Here is a 21,560-nt window from a genome sequence, read left to right on the forward strand (position 1 = left end):
AATTGCGCGGCGGCGTCTCGAGAGAGGCTCCAGCGAGCTCCGGAGCCATCTGGAGCATCCTCCGGGACACGAGCCTTCGGCTCGCTCCTCAGGATGAGGGCTGTGAACGAACGCCGATTTTAATGGAGCCCGCCATGACCCGCCCCGTCCTTCTCGTCACTGGCGGCAGCCGCGGCATCGGCGCCGCGACCTGCATCATGGCGGCGCAGCGCGGCTACGATGTCGCGGTGAACTACCAGAGCAATGCCGGAGCCGCCGACGCCGTCGTGAAGGCTTGCGAGGCCGCCGGCGCGAGGGCGATTGCGGTCCAGGGCGACATGGCGCGCGAGGCCGACATCCTGCGCGTCTTCGCCGGGGCCGAAGCCGCGCTCGGCCCGCTCAGCCATGTCGTCAGCAATGCCGGCATCACAGGCCGTTCGAGCGCGCTCGTCGACGCCGGCACCGAGGTGATCCGGGAATGCATCGACATCAACGTCACCGGCGCGATCCTGGTGGCGCGGGAGGCCGCTCGCGCGCTCATCGCCAATGCCGGCGCGAAGGGCAGGGCGATCGTCAACATCTCCTCGGTCGCGGCCGAGCTCGGTTCGCCCGGCGAATATGTCTGGTACGCGGCCTCGAAGGGAGCAGTCGATTCCCTCACCATCGGACTCGCCAAGGAGCTGGCGGGCCAGGGCATCCGCGTGAACGCTGTCGCGCCCGGCATCACCGAGACCGAGATCCACGCGCTCTCGACGGGCGAGGCCGGCCGCGTCGCCCGGATCGCGCCGCTGATTCCGCTGAAGCGCGCCGCGACGCCCGAGGAAATCGCCGAAGCGGTGCTTTTCCTGCTGTCGGAGGCGTCGCGCTACACGACGGGCGTGATCCTGAAGGTTTCCGGCGGGCGTTGAACGGAGGCATCGGGGCGTTCACTCGGGCCGCTGCCAGCATCCGACGCAAAAAAAACGCCGGCAATGTGCGGCCGGCGTCGGAAGTCTAGGCGTCTGTTCCTCGCCGTTGCGATCGTCGCTCTCGTGAAGGGAGGTGTCGGATGGCGGGAGGACGTGCGGTAGCCTTCAGTCGCAGACTTCCACCTGCTTCATCACGCCGTCGATATTGGCCTGCGTGAAGTGGCAGGGATTGGCCTTCACGCCGGGCGAGTAATACGCATCCGTCGCCTGGTCATGGTATTTCGGGTATTCCTGCGGCTCCTGCTGCTGTTGCGGCGCGAGCTTGTTCTGCGCCCGTTCGCTTGCCGTGCCGGCGGCCGAAGCTGGCGAATGAATGGCGATGCTCCCGATGGCCAGGGCCAGGCCGAACGCTGCGGCAGCGAGTGTCTTGCTCATAGTACCCTCCGACTATGTTCTTGATAGGTAAGCACGATTTGCCCCTGCGAAGCTCGCCGGGGCAGTTGCAGGATGCTCTCCGGAAAAAGACGATCCTGTGGCTTTAATTTGAAACCGCGTGGCAAATCGGGGGCGGCGATCACAATGATGTGCTCGCTTATCATAATGAGGCTTATGGACATCGGGCGGCCGCGTTCCGGGGAGCGGCTGCGAATGGATCGGGGTGGCGCAGAGGTCCTTTGAGACGCTGCCTGATCAGCCGTGGTGGGCGTTGAGGCTGAAGTGGATGGCGGACCGTGCTAAAGCCGGTCGTCCTCGTTCTGACCGGCCTGCCATGCGCGTTCTATTGACCCTGATCGCCTTCGGGATGATCGCGATCCCCGCCTTGATGATGCTGGCGCGGGAGGAGCTGCCGCGCGGCCGCCGCATCGGCCGGGCCCTGGTGGTCTTCCTCGCACCGGCGATCGCGCTCGGCGCCATCCAGAGCGTGCCGGAGCTGGACGGGCGCGCCCTCAGCTATCCGAATGCCTGGACGATGCTGCGCCTGGTTCTCAGCGGCCTCGCGCTGATCCTGCCCTGGTGCCTCTATGTCTGGTTCACGGCCCGTCGCTGAATGGCTGGATGCTGGACAGCTGCGGCGATCGCCAGGCACGGTCGGCATGGTCAGGTCGGTGAGGGATGCTTCATGAGGTTCCATCGCGGCAGGGCCGCAGGCCTGGTCGCCGTCCTGGCCTTCTGCGGATTCGGAGCGGCGGCGCAGTCCGAGCTTGACGGCGTATGGATGCACCGACGGATGCAGAATCCGCAGACCGGCCAGCAGCTGGACATGAGCACCCAGATCGATCCCGGTCGCAATCTGACGCTCGGGATTCTTTGCAACGCCGAGAAGCAGCTCAAGCTGGTGCTCGTGCCGAAGCCGGCCGAGGGAGCTGACGCGGTCGCCTATCGCATCGATGGCGGGCCGTGGATCAGCCAGAGCTGGCGTGGTGAAGACAAGCGCCTCGTCCTGGGCGGCGAGGAGGGCAAGCGCGTCTTCGGATCGATGCTGCTGGCCAGCAACGGGATCGAGATCCGCATCGGCGCGGAACGCCCCGCGAGGTTCCTGGCTGCCGGGCTGATCGAATCCGCGGCCAAGACGACCGCCCGCTGCCTGTCTCCGTCCTGACGGGCTGTATGACCGCCGATATGCGTCGGCGCCGAGCGCGATGGGCTTGCCTGGCATCCCTCGGCGATTGACGGGGCGGGCGCCGTGGCTCATATACGCGAGCATGATCACGCATGTGACCCGACGTCGCCCGTATCAGGCCGCTCCGGCGCGCCCGCGATGACGCTCGGCTGAAGTCCGAACGCCCGCGACCGCGCCATCGAGCGCGGTTTTTTTATGCCTTTAGCCAGCTTGCCTGCCCAGCCACCGGGGGTCCCGATGAGCCACAATCTGAAATCCATCTTCATCGACGGCGAAGCCGGCACCACCGGGCTCGGCATCCGCGAACGCCTCGCGGCGGTTCCGGAAGTGGCGGTCAAAAGCATCGACCCGGACAAGCGCAAGGACCCGGCCGCCCGCAAGGACATGATGGCGGCTGTCGATCTCGTCGTGCTCTGCCTGCCGGACGAGGCGGCGAAGGAATCGGTCGCGCTGGCCGATGAGCTCGGCTCCGCGGCCCCCAAGATCGTCGATGCCGCGACGGCCCATCGCATCGCGCCGGGCTGGGTCTACGGTTTCGCCGAGCTCGAGCCGGGCCATGCCGGCAAGATCGCCAATGCCAACCGCGTCGCCAATCCCGGCTGCTACCCCACCGGCGCCATCGCGCTGCTGCGCCCGCTCGTCGATGCCGGGCTGATCGCGCATGACCATCCGATCGCGGTGAACGCCGTCTCCGGCTATTCCGGTGGCGGCAAGGCGATGATCGAGGAGTTCGAGACGGGCGTCGCCCCGGCCTTCGAGCTCTACGGCCTTGGGCTCCGCCACAAGCACCTGCCCGAATTGCAGGCCTACGCCAAGCTGACGCGGCGGCCGATCTTCGTGCCTTCGGTCGGCAATTTCAGGCAGGGCATGCTGGTTTCGGTGCCGCTGCATCTCGATACCTTGCCCGGCCGGCCGAGCGTGGGCGACCTCCACCATGTGCTGGCCGAGCGCTATGCCGGCTCGACCTATGTCAGCGTACTCGGGCAGGATGGCATGGGCGGCAAGATCGAGCCCGAGGCGCTGAACGACACCAACAAGCTGGAGCTGAGGGTGTTCGGGCAGGACGATCTCGGCCAGGCGGTGCTGGTCGCGCGGCTCGACAATCTCGGCAAGGGTGCCTCGGGCGCGGCGGTGCAGAACATCCGCCTGATGCTCGGCCTGCCGGAGGGCTGAGGCGGGACGCCTTCGATAAGTCCGCGACAGAGAACCAAAGAAAAAAGGGCCGCTTGCGCGGCCCTTTCCGTTTCCACGGAGCCGGATGCTCAGCCCTTATAGGCGACGAAGTTCTGCTTCTGCTCGCCGAGGCCCTCGATGCCGAGCGTCACGACCTCGCCGCCCTTAAGGAAGCGCGGCGGCTTGAAGCCGAGGCCGACGCCCGGAGGGGTGCCGGTGGTGATGACGTCACCCGCATCGAGCCGCATGAACTGGCTGATGTAGTGGACGAGATAGGCGGCGCCGAAGATCATCGTCTTGGTCGAGCCGTTCTGGACGCGCTCGCCATTGACCTCGAGCCACATGCCGAGATTCTGGATGTCCTTGACCTCGTCCGTCGTCACCAGCCAGGGGCCGAGCGGGCCGAAGGTCGGGCAGCCCTTGCCCTTGGCCCACTGGCCGCCGCGCTCGATCTGGAAGGCGCGCTCGGAGACGTCGTTGCAGACGCAGAAGCCCGCGATCGCCGCCATCGCCTTGTCTTCCGGGATATAGGAGCCGCCATCGCCGATGACGATCGCCAGCTCGACCTCCCAATCGGTCTTCGTCGAACCCTTCGGGATGATCACGTCGTCATTCGGGCCGACGATGCAGTTCGGCGCCTTGTTGAAGAGGATCGGCTCCTTCGGGATCTCGGCGCCGGTCTCGGCGGCGTGGTCGGCGAAGTTCAGGCCGACGGCGATGAAGTTGTGCACATCGCCGACGCAGGCGCCGATCCGCGGCGAGCCCGAAACGAGCGGCAGCGATTCCGGCGAGAGCGCCTTGATCTTGGCCAGCGAGGCCGAGGTCAACGCCTTGCCGGCGAGATCGGGAATGACGCCGGACAGGTCGCGCAACCCGCCCTTCGCGTCGAGAAGGGCCGGCTTTTCCTGGCCGGGCGCACCGTAACGAAGGAGTTTCAAGGCATTTCCCCAATTCAAACGATATAAATGGCGCGGGATCTGACCGGATGCGCCGCTTGCTGACAAGTCCATCATCGCGCATGGCGATCCTGCGTCGCAAGGGCCGGAAAATTGTTGCCCGAATGCAACGTGAGCGGGCAAAGCGACATGACGCTACGGCGAGCCCCAGTGGCGGGCCCGGGGACCGAAGGCGTCAAAAATCCGCAATAGTTCGCATGTGAACGATCCTTTTTCGGCGGAAGCCGGTTCGCCCCCTTCAAAAATGGCCTTTTTGAGCGTTTTTTGCGGATTGCACTGCCGAATGCGGTGGCAAGGCGGCCGTTTTGGGGTGTTCGCGGCGGGATTGCGGCCTCCGGCGGCTCGGGTCATGCTCAGAATCAGGGGAGGCCGCAGCGCCTCGGACAACGACAAACGGGATGGATTCGATGAAGGGCCTTGCTCGCACTCTCGCTGCCACTTCGGTTTCACTGACCGCTCTTCTGGCCGCGGGCGCGGCCTCCGCCAGTTCCTTCGCGATCCGCAGTGGCCAGGGCGCCGAAGGCCTCGGCATGGCCTATGCCGGCGCGGCCTCGGGCGGCATCGGCATGGCTGCGATGGCCTGGAACCCGGCGACCATCACCATGTTCCCGGGCCGCAACAGCAACTGGAACTTCACCTATCTCAACGCCAACGCCGCCTACGACCCCAATACCTCGACGCGGCTGGCGCTGCCCGGCTTCCCGCTGAGCCCGATCCAGAACGGCACCGGCAATCTCGGCGGCGACGGCGCCTTCATCCCCGCCTCCTATTCGTCCTGGCAGCTCACCGACAGGCTGTGGATCGGCGTGACCACCGGCGCGCCCTACGGCCTGCGTTCGAAGCCCGACCATCAGGTCAATGCCGCGCAGATCTATGGCCGCTCCGCCAAGGTGCAGACCATCAACGTCTCGCCGACGATCGGCTATCAGGTCAATGACTGGCTCGCGATCGGCGCGGCGCTGCAGGTCCAGTATTTCAACGCCTCGCTGAAGCAGGCTGGGGGCATCGGCCCGAGCGCCGCACCGGTGATCATCGAAGGCAACACGATCGATTTCGGCTACCGCTTCGGTGTGACGCTGACCCCGCTCCAGGGCACGACGATCGGCCTGGCCTATCGCTCGGAAGTGCGCCAGACGCTGGAAGGCACCTTCCGGGCGCCGACTGCGGGCGTCATCCCGGTCAAGGCCAACCTCAACCTGCCTGACTCGGTGGTGTTCGGTGTCTCGCAGGTCATCAACGACCAGTGGCAGGTCCATGCCGGCGTCGAGTGGACGAACTGGAGCCGCTTCCGCAACATCCCGATCGTCAGCAAGACCGGCAGCGTTCCGATCACCAGCCTGAACTTCCAGTATGACGACGCCTGGTATTTCTCGCTCGGCGCGGAATACAAGTACAACAACGCGCTGACGCTGCGGGCCGGTGTGGGCTACGAACTCTCGGCGGTCAACGACCGCAACCGCACGATCTTCATCGCCGACAACGACCGGCTCTGGCTCTCCGCGGGCTTGAGCTACCAGGTCACGGAGAAGCTGAAGCTCGATCTCGGTTACACCTTCATCGACGTGAAGAAGGCCAAGGTGAACTACACCGGCTTCCACCCGCAGCAGAGCGCGGTGCTCTTCTCGGGCGATGCCAAGCCCTACATCAACATCGCCTCGGTCGGCCTGACCTATCGCTGGGACGACCCGGCCCAGACGCTCCCGGTCCATCCGGTCGTCCGCAAGTACTGAGCAGCCGCACGCGCGAGCTTTGCAAAGCCGGCCTTCGGGCCGGCTTTTTGCTGTGAGGCCGCGACAAGCTTATCGCGTGGCGGGCATGTCGGCGATGGGAGGGGGCTGACCTCTCCGGCTCCCGCTAAGCAGATAGCAACTCCAACTGCGCCGAGCACCGCTGGCGCTTGGAGAGTTCCCGTCGGAGGCGCAGGCCGCGCCTGTATTGCGACGCCTTCAGAACCTGACGGCCAGCACGCCTTTGAAGGAATGATCCTGGGTATCCTCGGCGAGCTGGCCGTTATAGCTCACGCCGAGGGTCGCGTTACGGCCGATGGCGAGATCGAGCCCGGCTTCGACCATGGCTGCATCGCGCGCGATCGGCAGGCCCGCAACGGTGAACGTGCTGGACCCGGCAAAGGCGAGCCTCGCCTTCGGATCGACGTCACCGAAGGCGTGGCGCCAGGCCAGGCCACCGCGCAGCGTCACGGCCATGCCCTGGAGGTCGAGGCTGGTCGCTGCCCTCAAGCCGAGCGTGGAATAGCCGACGCCGGTATCGTCGCCCCGGCCGGTGAGCGCGGTAGCGGCACCGGTCTCGCTGAATCCGTCGCTATGCAGGTTGACATAGGCCAGCCCGGCGAACGGTTCAAACGCGGCGCGACCAAGCTCGATGCGATAGCCGACCTCGCCGAAGACCTGAGCGGTCGCGGCATCGTAGCTCGCACGCGGAATGCTGCCGAGGAAGGCCGAGGTCACGGCGCGCCGCGTCTCGATATCGTGCCAAGTGTAGCTGGCGCCCGCCCGCAGGTTGAGTGCCCCCCACTGGCCGCCGCCATAGAGGCCGAGATGGTAGTTATCGCTCTCGCCGGAAGACAGGCGGCTGTTCACGTCGAAGTCGCTGCGGCTGTAGCCGGCAAGGACGCCGAAGCGCAGATTGTCGAAGACCGCCGCATCGGCGCCGACGAGGAAGCCGCCGGTCGAGCGCTTCAGCCTCGCGGCATTGCCGTCGCTATCGGTCCGGCCCCATGAGCCATAGCCCTGGCCCCAGACTGCGAAGCGGTCCGTCTGCGGCAGAGGCATTGGCCCTTTCACGCTCGGGGCCAGATCCGCGCTGTAGCCGTAGTTCAGCGTGACCGAGCCGACGCTGCCGAAGGCCGAGCGCAGCCGGTCGTTGACTGCCGCACGCAGCAACCAGCTGTCTTCGATCAGGGCGGTCTTGGCAGAGGCGTGGATCTCGCCGGAGAGCTGGTTCAGGGCGCGCTGTGCCGCATCGATGCTGGCCTGGTTGTAGACGCCGCTCTGGACCGGATCGCCGCCGGGCAGGCTGTCGATGCTCTTGCCGACCTCGACCTCGTTGGGGCTCGTGCCGATGCTGCCGGCGGTCTGGGTCTGCACGACCGTCAGATAAGCGTTGCGAGCATCGTAGCTGTCGCGCAGGCTTAGGAACGGCGTCAGCACCTGCTCGGGAAAGCCATAGGTTCCGGTCAACCCGGTCGAGGTGAGGATGGTATAGCGCTGGCCAAGAACATAGGGCGACCCGGTATAGTTCACGACGGACAGGCCGGCACCGGTCGCCAGCGTCGCCGTGCCGTTCACCTTGATCAGATCCGACGTCACCGTGCCAGGGTCGACCTCGACCTGGTAGGACGAGCCCGCGCCCTGCGCGAAGGCGCCGTTCACCGTCAAAGTGCCGATCGAGTTGCCCGGCGCAATGCGGCTGCCGCCGAGCAGCGTCGTCGCCCCCACCGTGCCGCTGCCGGCGAGCGTCGCGCCGGACTGGACCGTCACCGCCGAGCCGGCGAGCGAGCCGTTCACCGAAAGCGTGCCGCCAGCAATGCTGGTTGGGCCGGTGGAGCTGCTGGTGCCCGTCAAGGACCAGGTGCCGGTCCCGACCTTCTCGAAGCTGTCGAAATTCTGATACTGGGAAAGATCAAGACTGTTGCTGGCCGTTCCGCTGAGACGAAGGCTGTCACCGACCGCAGCCGGGTTCGCGATGACGTTGCCGAAGACCTGCGAGCCGTCCTGAAGCTCCAGATGGATGGCACCCGTCGTCACGCCTGGAGCCAGCTGAATCGCGTTGTTCTGGCCGGCGCCGGCCCGGATCGTGCCGCTATTGATGATGTCGAGGTTGACGGCAGGCCCGTTCGCCCTAATCGCGGGGCTTCCAGCTCCTGCTTCGATCGTCCCGGTATTGACAATCTGACTCCCGCCCTGGCGCACGAGGATGGCTGATTGGCCGGTTGGCGTTCCTGCCCCGCCACGAATGACGCCATGGTTCGTCAGCATGGGAGCAGCTCCCGGGCCACCAAGCTCGACACCGTAGCCCCCCACTCCCGCCGAGCCAGAGCCGCCCTGAAGGAGCCCAAAATTCGTGACGGACGTGCCCTGCCGGACGCTAATGGCCGATCCGCCAGACGCGCCGCCAGCGCCTTGGTACGTACCCATGAGCGTAAAGTTGCTATTGCCTATCAAAGCAATCGCACCGCTCGATGACTGAGGAGTCAGTACGAAACCTTGAGTGTCGATCGTGATCGGCTTGAGCGTGGTGGGCCAGCTGGTTGAGCCGACAGTGAAGCTCTGGGTCACTACGATCGTCGAGCTGGGGTCGCCATCGCCATTCGCCGTGGTGATGGCACTGCGCAATTGGCCATCGTTGCTGGCGAAATATGTCGCTGCGGATACCGCCGAGGGCAGCGAACAGGCGAGCGCCGCGCCGCTGACGCCAGCAAGAAGCCAACCCCTTCTCCGGCCTACCTTGGTGAGTTTCAGATCGTACCGAAAACGCCCGCCCGCGCCCGCATGCATCGTCTGTCTCCGTAGGCCAACCCAAGGCTGCGCTTATATGACTCGCTCCGCCAGGCAATCGTTGTGCCAGGATAAGAAGAATGCGGTGTTACAGCATCGGTGGACTGCAAAGCCGTGCGCGGGCGGCTGCCGATGCGCTGTGAACTGGTCTTCGACTTATCCCCGCCCTTGCAGGCCGCGCCTATCCTCGACCCACCTCATCCCCGAGGGGCAGCCATCCGGAGGCATGTCGTATGGCGGGATGAGGTCGGCGCCTGCGGCTGGCTTTGCACGCCAGACTCGGTAGGCTTCGGGGCACCGCCCTGGGGTACTACGGCCCCTGTGCGAGGAGCTCGCTGGAAGGCTCGGTGGCAACGGACGGCGCGAGCAACGACGCGACAACCCGATGAGGGGAACTGGCGTCCGAGTTCGCCTTTCCCGACCCGCAAAGCCATATAAGCGCGGCCCGGAGACTTAAGAACGCCGATAAGCGGAGCGCCACGGGGCGTGCGGAGGGTGGCTCAATCCTTCCGCGCCGCATCCTGGCTCAATGGAAGCGGCTTTATATCCACCGCGCCTCGCGGCGCTCCGCTGCCCCTCACCACCACCGAACGCGGCGACGCGGGCGGGCGAAGACCTTTGCGCCGAGCCTCTGCCTTCTTCCCATCGCGGGCCCGAGGAGGGGAGGCTAGACCTTCACCTTCACATAGGTCCCCGGCGCGTCCGCCAGCGCCTTGAGCTTGCCGCCGCCGGGCTCGCGCGCGGCGACCTTCTTCGGCGCCTGCGCTTCCAGCCAGGCGAACCAATGCGGCCACCAGGAGCCGGGATGCTCCTGCGCCTTGTCCATCCAGCTCTCATAGGAGCCCTTCACCGGGCCGCCGGTCCAGTACTGGTACTTCACCTTGGCGGGTGGGTTGACCACGCCGGCGATATGGCCGGAGCCTGCGACGACGTGCTCCACCGGGCCGCCGAAGCATTGCGAGCCGATGAAGACGGAAGGGGCAGGCGCGATGTGGTCCTCGCGCGTCGCGAGATTGTAGACCGGGATCTTCACGGCCTTCAGGTCGAGCATCTTGCCGCCGATGACCATCTCGCCCCGGGAGAGCTTGTTGTCGAGATAGCAGTTGCGCAGATAGAAGGAGTGGTTCGCCGCCGGCATCCGCGTCGAATCCGCATTCCAGTAGAGCAGGTCGAAGGGGGCGGGCGCCTTGCCCTTCAGGTAGTTGTTGACGGCGTAGGACCAGATCAGGTCGTTGGGCCTGAGCATGTTGAACGCGCCCGACATGCGCGAACCGTCGAGAAAACCGGTCTTCGCCATCTGCTCCTCGATGGCGCGGATCTGCTCCTCGTCGACGAAGACGGAAAGCTCTCCGGCCTTCGAGAAATCGACCTGGGTGGTGAAGAAGGTCGCGCTCTCGATGCGCTTGTCGCCGATCGCGGCCATATAGGCCAGCGTCACGCCCAGCAGCGTGCCGCCGACGCAATAGCCGATCGCCGAGACCTTTTTCTCTCCCGTCGCCTCTTCGATCGTATCGAGCGCCGCGAAGATGCCCTCGCGCATATAGCTCTCGAAATCCTTGCCGGCATGGCGCGCATCCGGGTTGACCCAGGAGATGCAGAAGACCGTGAGCCCCTGCGCGACGCACCAGCGGATGAAGCTCTTCTCGGCATTGAGGTCGAGGATGTAGAACTTGTTGATCCAGGGCGGCACGATCAGCAGCGGCCGCTTCAGCACCTGCGGCGTCGAGGGCGCGTACTGGATCAGCTCCATGATCTCGTTGCGGAAGATCACCTTGCCCGGCGTCGTCGCGATGTTGACGCCGACCGCGAAGGACTGGGCGTCCGACTGGCGGATTTTCAATTCGCCGCCGCCGGCCTCGACATCCTCGGCGAGCATCTTCATGCCGCGCACCAGGTTCTCGCCGTTCTGTTCCAGGGTTTCGCGCAGCAGTTCGGGATTGGTCGCGACGAAGTTGGTGGGCGAGAGGGCGCTGGCGATCTGCTTGATGTAGAAGCGGGCCTTGTTGCGCGTATGCGGGTCGAGATCATCAGCCTTGTCGACCATGGTCTCGGCCCAGCGTGAGCCGATGAGATAGGCCTGCTTGATGAAGTCGAAGGTCGGGTGGTTCGACCAGTCCGGGTCCTTGAAGCGGGTGTCGCGCTTGTCCGGCTCGGCGACGGGCGCGACCTCCTCGCCGGCGGCCCGCTTCAGCGCCGCGCTCCACAGGTTGAAGAATTCGCCGGTGAGCGAGGCCTGGGCCTCGATGATCTTCGCCGGGTCGTTCACCCAGCGCTCGGCGACCCGCCCCAGCGTCTTGACCATGTCGCTGGCTTCGTCGGCCTGCCCGGTCTTGGCCTGCCCGCGTTCGAGCGGTTTCAGATAGGCGGCCGTGACCTTGCCGTACTCCTCGAAGAGACGGCCCATATTCTGCGCGAACTGATCGAGATCCGGGGTCGGCGTCCCGGACGCGCCAGCCGCTTCCTTCGATCGGTCGTCGCCCTGCCGGCCCATGAATCGTTTCCCCCTTGTTCTGAGGTTAGCGCATCGCTCCCCATTTTGGTCCTATTAAGGACGCGGCCGGTGTGCTTTACCAAGAAAATTCGTCGAACCGCCGGAAGTCCTCATGCCGATCGAACTCTCCGTGAAAAAGCCGCTCATCCTGTCGGCTGCGCTGCTGGGGCTCTCCCTGGCCGGCTGCGTCGGGGAAGGCCCGGTCAAGAGCTCGGCCGAGGCCATCGGCATGGCGACGACGCCGCAGGAATCGAAAGCCTTCGTCCGCGCGACCCGCCCGGCGGAGATGGAGTATATCCCGGTGGGCTCGTCGATCCCGGTGGCGCAGCTTTGCCCCGGCCCCAATCCTCCGCCGGCCTATGTGCCCTCCGGCCAGGCCGCCCGCTTCAGGACGCCGCCGCCGATCCGCGATCCCAAGGATCCCTGCAAACCGCGGGCGGGCTTCGAGTCGATCGAGAAGCAGCTCGCGGCAAAGCAGAAGGTCAACGAGGCGGCCGGCAACACGGCGAAATCCCTCGGAGCCGCGACGACGCCGCCGAAGCCGGCCCAGATTCCGCCGCTGAACTGACGCTCTCCGGGCCGTAAGCCCTGCGGGCAGGCGCCCAGGCCTGTTCGCCTATTGGTCGAAGATCGCAATTTCTTGCGTTTTTGGCCCTGTCCTGAACAAAGATGCGGTGCTAAGCAGCCTTGGCGCAAGGAAGTGACCTTGCGCATGAGCGATGCCGCCGGCCGGAGGGTAGATCGTCGCGCGTCCGACGGACGCGGCCGCGGTGGTCTATCCTATTGTTATCGCATCGGATTTTCCGGGAAGTGGATGCCGCTTTCCGGATCGGTGCTTCAGGGACCTGTTCGAGATGACCGATTTCCACCGCATCAAGCGCCTGCCGCCTTACGTTTTCGAACAGGTCAACAAGATCAAGGCCGCCGAGCGCGCCAAGGGCGTGGACATCATCGACCTCGGCATGGGCAATCCCGACCTGCCGGCGCCCAAGCACGTCATCGAGAAGCTGGTCGAGACGGCGGGCAAGCCGCGCACGGACCGCTATTCGGCCTCGAAGGGCATCGGCGGCCTGCGCCGGGCCCAGGCGAATTATTACGAGCGCCGCTTCGGCGTGAAACTGAACCCCGAGACGCAGGTCGTCGCGACGCTCGGCTCGAAGGAGGGCTTCGCCAACATGGCGCAGGCCATCACCGGCCCGGGCGACGTCGTGCTCGTGCCGAACCCGAGCTATCCGATCCATGCCTTCGGCTTCCTGATGGCGGGCGGCGTGATTCGCTCCGTTCCGGCCGAGCCGACGCCAGCGATGTTCCCAGCGCTGGAACGGGCGGTGATGCATTCGGTGCCGAAGCCGATCGCGCTCGTCACCTGCTATCCGGCGAACCCGACCGCCTATGTCGCGACGCTTGATTTCTACCGCGACCTCGTCGCCTTCGCGAAGAAGCACGAGCTCATCCTGCTCTCGGACCTCGCCTATGCCGAGGTCTATTTCGACGAGAACAACCCGCCGCCCTCGATGCTGCAGGTGCCGGGCGCGATCGATGTCGCGGTCGAATTCACCTCGATGTCGAAGACCTTCTCCATGGCCGGCTGGCGCATGGGCTTCGCCGTCGGCAATGAGCGGCTGCTGGCGGCGCTGGCGCGGGTGAAATCCTATCTCGACTACGGCGCCTACACGCCGATCCAGGTCGCTGCCGCTGCCGCGCTCAACGGGCCGGACGACTGCATCCGCGAGATGCGCGACATCTACCGCAAGCGCCGCGACGCGCTGGTCGAGAGCTTCGGCAAGGCCGGCTGGGAGTTCCCCGCGCCGGAAGCCTCGATGTTCGCCTGGGTGCCGATCCCGGAGAAATTCCGCCATCTCGGCTCGCTGGAGTTCTCCAAGCTCCTGATCGAGAAGGCCGAGGTCGCGGTGGCGCCCGGCATCGGCTTCGGCGAGCATGGCGACGATTATGTCCGCATCGCCATCGTCGAGAACGAGCAGCGCATTCGCCAGGCCGCCCGCAATATCGGCCGCTTCCTGAAGGGCGCCGACGCGACATTGCACAACGTCATCCAGATGCCGAAGGCAGGGTAGGGCGGGGCGTCAGGGCCGTCATGCTCGGGCCTGGCCCGAGCATCTCCTGAAGGAGAGGCGCCTCATCCTGCATGAGATTCTCGGGTCTGCGCTTCGCTTCGCCCGAGAATGACGGTGGCGGTTTTACGCTGCCTCTGGACCCCGCCGCCAAAACATGGGAACCGGGACGGTGCGGAAGGGAGATTCCGTATCGCGTCCGGGGCTCGCTTCCATGCAACGAAAAGGCCGCCTTATCGGCATCGGCTTCGCCGCTTTCGCCGCGGTCTGCTTGGTCGCGACCTATGATTACTCCAAGGGCCGCATCACCGACACCGGCTCCGATCTGGTCCGGGACGTCCTGGCCTCGTCCGGCAATGCCCGCGAATGCGCGCGCGACGTGACCGATGTGGTTTCGCGGAGGATCCCGATCGGCACGGAGAGGGCGGAGGCCGAGCGCATTCTCGCCGATGCGACGATCGATCCGCCGAAGCCGTGGTTCTGGACGCCCGACGTCGAGAACAGCACGGTCTCGGAAGGCCAGACGCTGGAAGCGCTGCGCACGATCAAGGCAACGGCCTTCGTCAGCAATCTGCTGCGAGTCTATCTCTCCTTCGACGACGGCAAGGTGAAGCGCGTCGCCGCCGAGGTGATCTGCCATTTCGGCTGAGAGGCGTTGCGGGAGCCGCTGAAGCGGCTTGCCCGTCGGATCGGCGCCGCGCCTCTGCACCCGCGGCTCTGAACAAGGCGGTTCCGTTACGTCAGTCGCTGGGCTATCCTGCGCGAGGGCTGCTGCGACAGGTGCTGCCATGGAAGAGACGGACAAGGTTTTCTCCGGTCCCATTCCGCAGATCTACGACCGGCTGCTCGTACCCCTGATCTTTCAACCCTATGCCGAGGATCTGGCGGCTCGGGTCGTGGCCGCTCGGCCCGCCCATGTTCTCGAGCTCGCGGCGGGAACCGGCGCTCTGACGCATGCGATGGCGGCGCGCCTCGACGGGGCGAGCATCGTCGCGACGGATCTCAACCAGGCGATGCTCGACATCGCCGCCGCACGGTTTGCGGGGGACGCCAGGATCGTTTGCCAGCAAGCGGACGCGCTCGATCTGCCCTTCGCGGATGAGAGCTTCGATGTTGTCGCCTGCCAGTTCGGCGCGATGTTTTTCCCCGACAAGCCGAAGGGTTATAGCGAGGCCCGGCGTGTCCTGCGGCCGGGCGGGCGCTATCTCTTCAATGTCTGGGATGCGGTCGCCCGCAATGATTTCACGGCGGTGCTGCTGGACGCGCTGGCCGAGGTTTTTCCGGCCGATCCTCCGCGTTTCATCGAGCGCACGCCGCATGGCTATCATGATCTCGGAATGATCGAGCTCGATGTCATGGCCGGCGGCTTCGGGAGGCCGGTGATCGAGCGTGTCGAGAAGCGTTCCCGCGCCAATTCCGCGTTGGATGTCGCGACCGGCTTCTGCCAGGGCACGCCGATCCGCGGCGAGATCGAGGCACGCGGCGCGCCGGGGCTGGCGGCCGCGACCGAGGCCGTGGCGAAGGCGCTGGAGCGTCGCTTTGGCTCCGGCCCGATCGAAGGAGGCATTTCTGCCTTCGTCGTTTCGGCCGAGCGCTAGTCGTGCCGGAGCGATTTCGCAGAGCTGGGAGTGTCGCTCTCCGTTGACACGCATCGCGCCTCATGCGACCCCGCGCCCATGACCAGCGCTGTCCTCCCGAACGCCTCCCAGCCTCTGCGCATCGGCCTCGCCGGTCTCGGCACGGTCGGCGCCTCGGTGCTGAAGATCCTGCAACGGCAGGAGAACGCGCTTGCCGCGCGCTGCGGCCGGGCGATCCGCGTCGTCGCCGTCTCGGCGCGCGACCGCAAGCGCGATCGTGGGATCGATCTCGGCGGTTTCACCTGGTTCGACGATCCGGTGGCGCTGGCGAAATCGGCCGAGGTCGATTGCGTGGTCGAATTGATGGGCGGTTCCGACGGCCCGGCCAAGGCGGCGGTCGAGGCCGCGCTCTCGGCCGGCAAGCATGTCGTCACCGCCAACAAGGCGCTGCTTGCGGCCCATGGCGTCGCGCTCGCGGAACTCGCCGAGAGCAACGGTGTGGCGCTCGCCTTCGAAGCCTCCTCGGCCGGCGGCATCCCGGTGGTGAAGACGCTCCGCGAAGCGCTGGCCGGCAACAATGTCAGCCGCATCTCCGGCATCCTCAACGGCACCTGCAACTACATCCTCTCGCGGATGGAGCAGGAGGGGCTGACCTTCGAAGCCTGCCTGGCGGACGCCCAACGCCTCGGCTACGCTGAAGCGGACCCGACCTTCGACGTCGAGGGCTTCGACACCGCCCATAAGCTCGCCATCCTGACCAGCCTCTCCTTCGGCACGAAGATCGACGCCGAAGCGATTCATGTCGAAGGCATTTCCGCGATCACGCCGCTCGATCTGCGCATGGCCGACGAGCTCGGCTACCGCATCAAGCTGCTCGGCGTCGCCGAGCGCACCAAGACCGGCATCGAGCAGCGCGTGCACCCGACCATGGTGCCGAAAGCCTCCGCCATCGCGCAGGTGATGGGCGTGCTCAATGCCGTCAGCATCGATGCCGACGCAGTCCGCGAGATCACGCTGGTCGGCCCCGGCGCCGGCGGCGATCCGACGGCCTCGGCCGTGGTGGCCGACATCGCCGATGTCGCGCGCGGCACGGCGGGCCTGCCCTTCGGCCTGCCGGTCGGGCGACTGGAGGAGCCGACGCGCGCGCCGATGCAGCGTCACGAGGGCGGCTACTATGTCCGCCTTGCCGTCGCGGACCGTCCCGGTGCCGCGGCTGCGATCGCGACCCGCATGGCTGAAGCCGATATCTCGTTGGAGAGCATCGTTCAGCGCCGCTCGCCGGAAGCCGTGAACCGTGATCCGGGCGGCCGCTCGGGCGCGCCGGTGCCGGTCGTGCTCATCACCTACGCCACGAGCGAATCCGCCATCCGGGCGGCGCTGGAAAAGGTCACGGCCGACGGCCATGTCGCGGAACCGCCGCAAGTCATCCGCATAGAGCGGGAATAGGCCTTCGGGTCGATTCCGCCCGCCATATTGCAAGGGGAAACCATTTCATGTCCGTCGATCTCCGTATCTCCCCGGATCAGATCATCGAGCGCTATCTCTCGATGGAGCTGGTGCGCGTCACCGAGCGCGCCGCCGTTTCCGCCGCGCGCCTGCGCGGCCATGGCAACGAGAAGGCCGCCGACCAGGCCGCCGTCGACGCCATGCGCCGCGAACTGAACCGCCTGCCCATCGATGGCGAGATCGTCATCGGCGAAGGCGAGCGCGACGAGGCGCCGATGCTCTTCATCGGCGAGAAGGTCGGCAACAAGCAGGGGCCGAAGGTGCATATCGCGGTCGACCCGCTCGAGGGCACGACGCTTTGCGCAAAGGACATGCCGGGCTCGATCGCCGTGATGGCCATGGCCGGCGCCGGCAGCCTGCTCTACGCACCCGACGTCTACATGGACAAGATCGCCTGCGGCCCGGGCTATGCCAAAGGCGTGATCGACCTCGACGCCTCGCCGGCCGACAACATCAACGCGCTGGCCAAGGCCAAGGGCGTGAAGCCGCATGAGATCTCGACGCTGATCATGGACCGCCCGCGCCATGCCAAGCTGATCGAGGAGGTCCGCAAGACCGGCTGCTCGATCCGCCTGATCACCGATGGCGACGTGGCCGGCGTGATCTTCTGCACCCAGCCGGAGAAGACCGGTATCGACCTCTATCTCGGCATCGGCGGCGCGCCCGAGGGCGTGCTGGCGGCGGCTGCGCTGCGTTGCGTCGGCGGCCAGATGCAGGGCCGGCTGATCCTCGACACCGAGGAGAAGCGCGTGCGCGCGGCGGGCATGGGCGTCAAGGATCCGAACAAGAAGTACGACATGTCGGAGATGGCTTCGGGCGACGTCATCGTCTGCGCCACCGGCGTCACCGATGGCGGGCTGCTCTCGGGCGTGAAGTTCGGCAAGGACTTCATCGAGACCGAGACGCTGGTCTATCGCTCGATCACCGGCACGGTCCGCCGCATCTTCGGCGAGCATCGCGAATTCTCGAAGTTCCAGCTCGATTGAGCGGAGCCGTGTTTCCGGCGCCGGCCTTTGGCCTGCGCCGGACATTGCAATAGGGCCTCATTCTCGGGCTTGACCCGGGAATCTCAGGCCGAGAGAGGCGCTGGAGCCTCCATCGTCATGAGATGCTCGGGTCAGGCCCGAGCATGACGGCGCTACGCCGCCGGTCTTATCCCACTGCCTCCGCGGCCGCTCGCCCGGCCGCCCGCCCTGAGAAGATGCAGCCGCCGAGGAAGGTGCCTTCCAGCGCGCGGTAGCCATGCAGGCCGCCGCCGCCGAAGCCGGCCGCTTCTCCCGCCGCATAGAGTCCCGGCACCGGCTCGCCCACGGCGTCGAGCACGCGCGACGACAGATCCGTCATCAGCCCGCCCAGCGACTTCCGCGTCAGGATGTTGAGCCTGACCGCGATCAGCGGACCATGGGCGGGGTCGAGGATGCGGTGCGGCTTTGCCGTGCGGATCAATCGGTCGCCGAGATAGGCCCGCGCGCCGCGCAGCGCTACGACCTGCATGTCCTTGCCGAAGGGGTTGGCGAGCGCCCGGTCACGCGCTTCGATCTGCCCGCGCAGATGCGCCTCGTCGATCAGCGCCTCGCCGGCGAGCGCATTCATGCGCGCGACGAGGCGCGAGAAGTCGCTCTCGACGATGAAGTCCTCGCCCTTGTCCATGAAGGCCTGCACCGGCCCCGGCACGCCGCCGCCCGCGCGCTTCAGCACCTGCCGCCAGCTCTTGCCGGTGAGGTCCGGGTTCTGCTCCGAGCCCGACAGCGCGAATTCCTTGGCGATGATGCTGCGGCTGAGCACGAACCAGGAATGACCATGGCCGGTCTTCATGATGTGTTCGAGCGTGCCCAGCGTGTCGAAGCCGGGAAAGAGCGGCACCGGCAGCCGGTTGCCGCGCGCATCGAACCAGAGCGAGGAGGGACCGGGCAGGATGCGGATCGCGTGCCGCGGCCAGATCGGCGCCCAGTTGGCGATGCCCTCGACATAGTGCCACATCCGGTCGCTATTGATCAGCCGGCCGCCGGCGGCTTCCGCGACCGCAAGCATCGCGCCGTCGACATGATCGGGCACGCCGGAGAGCAGCCGGGCAGGGGGCTGGCCGAGACGCGCCGGCCAGTTGGCCCGGACGAGCTCGTGATTGCCGCCGATGCCGCCGGAGGTGACGATCACCGCCTGCGCCTTCAGTGAAAAATGCCCGGCGACGGTGCGGCCGCTCTTCTCGCCACGGCCGACGGCACTCGGCTCGAGGACTTCGCCCGCGACGCCGTCGACCGCACCGCCGCTCCGCGTAATGCCGGTGACGCGGTGGCGGAAGCGGAACGAGAGCAGCCCCTTGGCTTCGGCCTCCTTGGCGCGGCGCAGGAAGGGTTCCAGCACGCCGGGTCCGGTGCCCCAGGTGACATGAAAGCGCGGCACCGAATTGCCGTGGCCGGTGGCGAGATAGCCGCCGCGCTCGGCCCAGCCGACGACCGGGAACCAGCGCATGCCCATCGCATGCAGCCAGCTCCGCTTCTCGCCCGCTGCGAAATCGAGATAGGCCTTTGCCCAGCGCTGCGGCCATTCATCCTCCGGCCGGTCGAAGCCGGCCGAGCCGAACCAGTCATCCGCCGCCAATTCGCGCGAATCGCGGATGCGCAGCCGCCGTTGCTCCGGGCTGTCGATGAAGAACAGCCCGCCGAAGGACCAGAAGGCCTGTCCGCCGAGCGAGGCTTCCGGCTCCTGGTCGAGCAGCACGACCTTCCGGCCCGCATCCGCGATCTCGCAGGCGGCGACGAGGCCGGACAGGCCGGCGCCGACGATGACGACGTCGGTTTCTGTTTCCATGCGCGTTTCCTGTCCGATCCTGCGCCTTGGCCGGCGCTTGTGCACAGTATGGCGCCCGGTGACGGGGCGGCCAAGTTCGACGCTGGTTGACCTTCCGTCCCGCTTGCGCGACGCCGGGAGCACGATGAGTCTGATGCAGCCCCGTGCTTTTCTCGGCGTGACCCGCTCCGTGCTCGGCCGGCCCTGGCGCGACCGGCTCGACATGGCCGGCCTCGGCCGCGCCGAGGCGTTGAGCCAGCAGCAGGGCTTGCCCGACATCCTCGCGCGCCTGCTGGCCGCCCGCGATGTCGAGCCGGCCGAGGCGCTGCGCTTCCTCGAGCCGAAGCTGCGCGATCTCTTGCCCGATCCCGCCATCCTCACGGACATGCAAGCCGCCGCCGCGCGGCTGGCGCGGGCCGGTGCCGCCCGCGAGCAGGTCGCGATCTTCGGCGACTACGATGTCGACGGCGCCTGCTCCTCCGCCCTGCTCGCCGGCTTCCTGGAGCAGGCCGGCGCCCGCCCGCGCATCCATATCCCCGACCGGCTGATCGAGGGTTACGGCCCCAACAGCGAGGCCATCCGCATGCTGGCGGGCGAGGGCGCGACGCTGCTCGTCACCGTCGATTGCGGCACCACCAGCGACGAGCCTCTGGCCGAGGCCCGCCGGCTCGGGCTCGATGTCGTCGTGCTCGACCATCACCAGGCGCCGGAGCGGCTGCCGGCCGTCGAGGCGCTGGTCAATCCCAATCGTCAGGACGATCTCTCCGGCCTGGGGCACCTCTGCGCCGCCGGCGTCGTCTTCCTCGCCCTCGTCGCGACCAGCCGGGAACTGCGCCGGCAGGGCATTTGGGCCGAGCGCGGCGGCGAGCCCGACCTGCTCGCGATGCTCGACCTCGTCGCGCTGGCGACAGTCGCCGATGTCGTGCCGCTGCGCGGGCTGAACCGTGCCTTCGTCCGGCAAGGCATCGCCATGATGCGCGCGCGCATCCGGCCGGGCCTGACCGCGCTGATGGATGTCGCCGGCCTCGACGGGCCGGTCCAGCCCTGGCATCTCGGCTTCCTGCTCGGCCCGCGCATCAATGCCGGCGGGCGCATCGGCGATGCCGCTCTCGGCGCCCGCCTCCTGCTCACCGCCGACGAGGTCGAAGCGCGTGCCATCGCCGCCGAGCTCAACCGCCTCAACCAGGAACGGCAGGAGATCGAGCGCCTCGCCGTGCTGGAGGCCGTCTCGCAGGCGGAGCATGAGCTCGCCGGCGCGAATGAGAGCCTGCCGGTCCTGCTCGCGGGCAGCGCCGACTGGCACCCCGGCATCGTCGGGCTGGTGGCGGCGCGATTGAAGGAACGCTTCCGCCGCCCGGCTTTCGCGCTGGCGCTGAACGGGGAGGGCGGTGCCACCGGCTCGGGCCGCTCGGTCGCGGGCGTCGATCTCGGCCGGGCCGTGCGCGCGGCGGTAGAGGCCGGCATGGCGGTGAAAGGCGGCGGCCACGCCATGGCGGCCGGCGTCACGCTCGGGCGCGGGCAAGCGAATGCCTTCCACGCCTTCCTGAACGAGCATCTTGCGCGCGAGGTCGCAGGCGCCAGCGAGGCCGAGGCGCTGCTGGTCGATGCCGCCTTGAGCGCGGGGGGCGCCAGCCCGCGCCTCATCGCCGAGATCGAGAAGGCCGGACCTTTCGGCTCAGGCAGCCCCGAGCCGGTCTTCGTCTTCCCCGCCCATCGCTTGACCGATGCCATCCCGATCGGCAGTGGCGGCCATATCCGTATCAAGCTGCGCAGCGGCGATGGGGCCAGCATCGGCGGCGTCGCCTTCCGCGCGGCGCAGGAACCGCTGGGGCAAGCGCTGATCGCGGCACGCGGCGAAATGGTCCATCTCGCCGCGACCTTGAGCCTCAACCGCTGGGGCGGGAACGAGACGGCGGAGCTGCGGATCCTCGATCTCGCCAGAGCCGTCTAGGCGCGGCCGCCCGGCTTGCTTTGAA

General features: G+C 67.0%; 17 protein-coding genes. 12 read left to right on the forward strand and 5 right to left on the reverse strand.

All coding sequences use genetic code 11. From position 1 onward, the window contains the following. Positions 1–134: 134 nt before the first annotated feature. Positions 135–887 (forward strand): SDR family oxidoreductase, encoded by a 753-nt coding sequence (locus IED13_RS04050; RefSeq protein ID WP_191123452.1) that lies wholly within the window; start codon positions 135–137, stop codon positions 885–887. A 165-nt stretch (positions 888–1,052) separates the two neighbouring features. Here IED13_RS04050 and IED13_RS04055 read toward each other — a convergent pair whose 3' ends face one another. Beyond that, a complete protein-coding gene (locus IED13_RS04055; protein ID WP_038368225.1) occupies positions 1,053–1,322 on the reverse strand; it encodes a hypothetical protein in 270 nt (89 codons plus the stop codon). Between the two features lie 334 nt (positions 1,323–1,656). On the opposite strand from IED13_RS04055, the gene IED13_RS04060 reads away from it, so the two are divergent. The 3 genes from IED13_RS04060 (at position 1,657) to argC (ending at position 3,681) form a co-directional block, all read left to right on the forward strand. After that, positions 1,657–1,935, forward strand: coding sequence for a hypothetical protein (locus tag IED13_RS04060; protein WP_038368222.1), 279 nt, complete (start codon positions 1,657–1,659; stop codon positions 1,933–1,935). A 213-nt stretch (positions 1,936–2,148) separates the two neighbouring features. Continuing rightward, positions 2,149–2,487 carry a hypothetical protein gene (locus tag IED13_RS04065; protein WP_210323493.1) on the forward strand — a complete coding sequence of 113 codons (339 nt, stop codon included), beginning with the start codon at positions 2,149–2,151 and terminating at the stop codon, positions 2,485–2,487. Positions 2,488–2,745: 258 nt separating this feature from the next. After that, positions 2,746–3,681, forward strand: coding sequence for an N-acetyl-gamma-glutamyl-phosphate reductase (gene argC / locus IED13_RS04070; protein WP_112761895.1), 936 nt, complete (start codon positions 2,746–2,748; stop codon positions 3,679–3,681). A gap of 89 nt (positions 3,682–3,770) precedes the next feature. On the opposite strand, the gene IED13_RS04075 is transcribed toward argC, so the two are convergent. Next, a complete protein-coding gene (locus IED13_RS04075) occupies positions 3,771–4,619 on the reverse strand; it encodes a fumarylacetoacetate hydrolase family protein (RefSeq protein WP_113254678.1) in 849 nt (282 codons plus the stop codon). A 425-nt stretch (positions 4,620–5,044) separates the two neighbouring features. On the opposite strand from IED13_RS04075, the gene IED13_RS04080 reads away from it, so the two are divergent. Continuing rightward, positions 5,045–6,367 carry an OmpP1/FadL family transporter gene (locus tag IED13_RS04080; RefSeq protein ID WP_162719956.1) on the forward strand — a complete coding sequence of 441 codons (1,323 nt, stop codon included), beginning with the start codon at positions 5,045–5,047 and terminating at the stop codon, positions 6,365–6,367. Positions 6,368–6,583: 216 nt separating this feature from the next. Here IED13_RS04080 and IED13_RS04085 read toward each other — a convergent pair whose 3' ends face one another. Both IED13_RS04085 and phaC read right to left on the reverse strand, forming a co-directional pair. Further along, the gene (locus IED13_RS04085; protein WP_210323494.1) at positions 6,584–8,632 is read right to left on the reverse strand and encodes an autotransporter family protein; all 2,049 of its coding nucleotides are present in this window, start codon (positions 8,630–8,632) and stop codon (positions 6,584–6,586) included. Positions 8,633–9,818: 1,186 nt separating this feature from the next. Next, positions 9,819–11,642: a class I poly(R)-hydroxyalkanoic acid synthase gene (gene phaC / locus IED13_RS04090; protein ID WP_191123454.1), complete on the reverse strand. Its 1,824-nt coding sequence runs from the start codon at positions 11,640–11,642 to the stop codon at positions 9,819–9,821. A 112-nt stretch (positions 11,643–11,754) separates the two neighbouring features. On the opposite strand from phaC, the gene IED13_RS04095 reads away from it, so the two are divergent. The 6 genes from IED13_RS04095 (at position 11,755) to glpX (ending at position 17,783) form a co-directional block, all read left to right on the forward strand. Beyond that, on the forward strand, positions 11,755–12,210 hold the full coding sequence (locus IED13_RS04095) for a hypothetical protein (protein ID WP_038368206.1): 456 nt from the start codon (positions 11,755–11,757) through the stop codon (positions 12,208–12,210). Positions 12,211–12,496: 286 nt separating this feature from the next. Then, a complete protein-coding gene (locus tag IED13_RS04100) occupies positions 12,497–13,717 on the forward strand; it encodes an LL-diaminopimelate aminotransferase (protein WP_191123455.1) in 1,221 nt (406 codons plus the stop codon). 211 nt (positions 13,718–13,928) lie between these two features. Beyond that, positions 13,929–14,363 carry a hypothetical protein gene (locus IED13_RS04105; protein ID WP_113252988.1) on the forward strand — a complete coding sequence of 145 codons (435 nt, stop codon included), beginning with the start codon at positions 13,929–13,931 and terminating at the stop codon, positions 14,361–14,363. A 139-nt stretch (positions 14,364–14,502) separates the two neighbouring features. Next, positions 14,503–15,312: a class I SAM-dependent methyltransferase gene (locus IED13_RS04110; protein ID WP_191123456.1), complete on the forward strand. Its 810-nt coding sequence runs from the start codon at positions 14,503–14,505 to the stop codon at positions 15,310–15,312. A 78-nt stretch (positions 15,313–15,390) separates the two neighbouring features. Further along, positions 15,391–16,737, forward strand: a complete 1,347-nt coding sequence (locus IED13_RS04115) for a homoserine dehydrogenase (RefSeq protein ID WP_113252990.1) — start codon at positions 15,391–15,393, stop codon at positions 16,735–16,737. A gap of 47 nt (positions 16,738–16,784) precedes the next feature. Further along, entirely contained in the window at positions 16,785–17,783 is a 999-nt protein-coding gene (gene glpX, locus IED13_RS04120; RefSeq protein ID WP_038368195.1) for a class II fructose-bisphosphatase, read from the forward strand. A gap of 166 nt (positions 17,784–17,949) precedes the next feature. Here the strand turns inward: glpX and IED13_RS04125 are convergent, their stop codons facing one another. Then, complete coding sequence (locus tag IED13_RS04125) at positions 17,950–19,605, reverse strand: FAD-binding dehydrogenase (RefSeq protein ID WP_191123457.1); 1,656 nt, start codon at positions 19,603–19,605, stop codon at positions 17,950–17,952. A 133-nt stretch (positions 19,606–19,738) separates the two neighbouring features. Here IED13_RS04125 and recJ point away from each other — a divergent pair, with 133 nt between their 5' ends. Continuing rightward, complete coding sequence (recJ, locus tag IED13_RS04130) at positions 19,739–21,535, forward strand: single-stranded-DNA-specific exonuclease RecJ (RefSeq protein ID WP_404801880.1); 1,797 nt, start codon at positions 19,739–19,741, stop codon at positions 21,533–21,535. The last annotated feature ends 25 nt before the right edge of the window (positions 21,536–21,560 follow it).

Source organism: Allobosea spartocytisi, assembly GCF_014764685.1.
GTDB lineage: Bacteria > Pseudomonadota > Alphaproteobacteria > Rhizobiales > Beijerinckiaceae > Allobosea > Allobosea spartocytisi.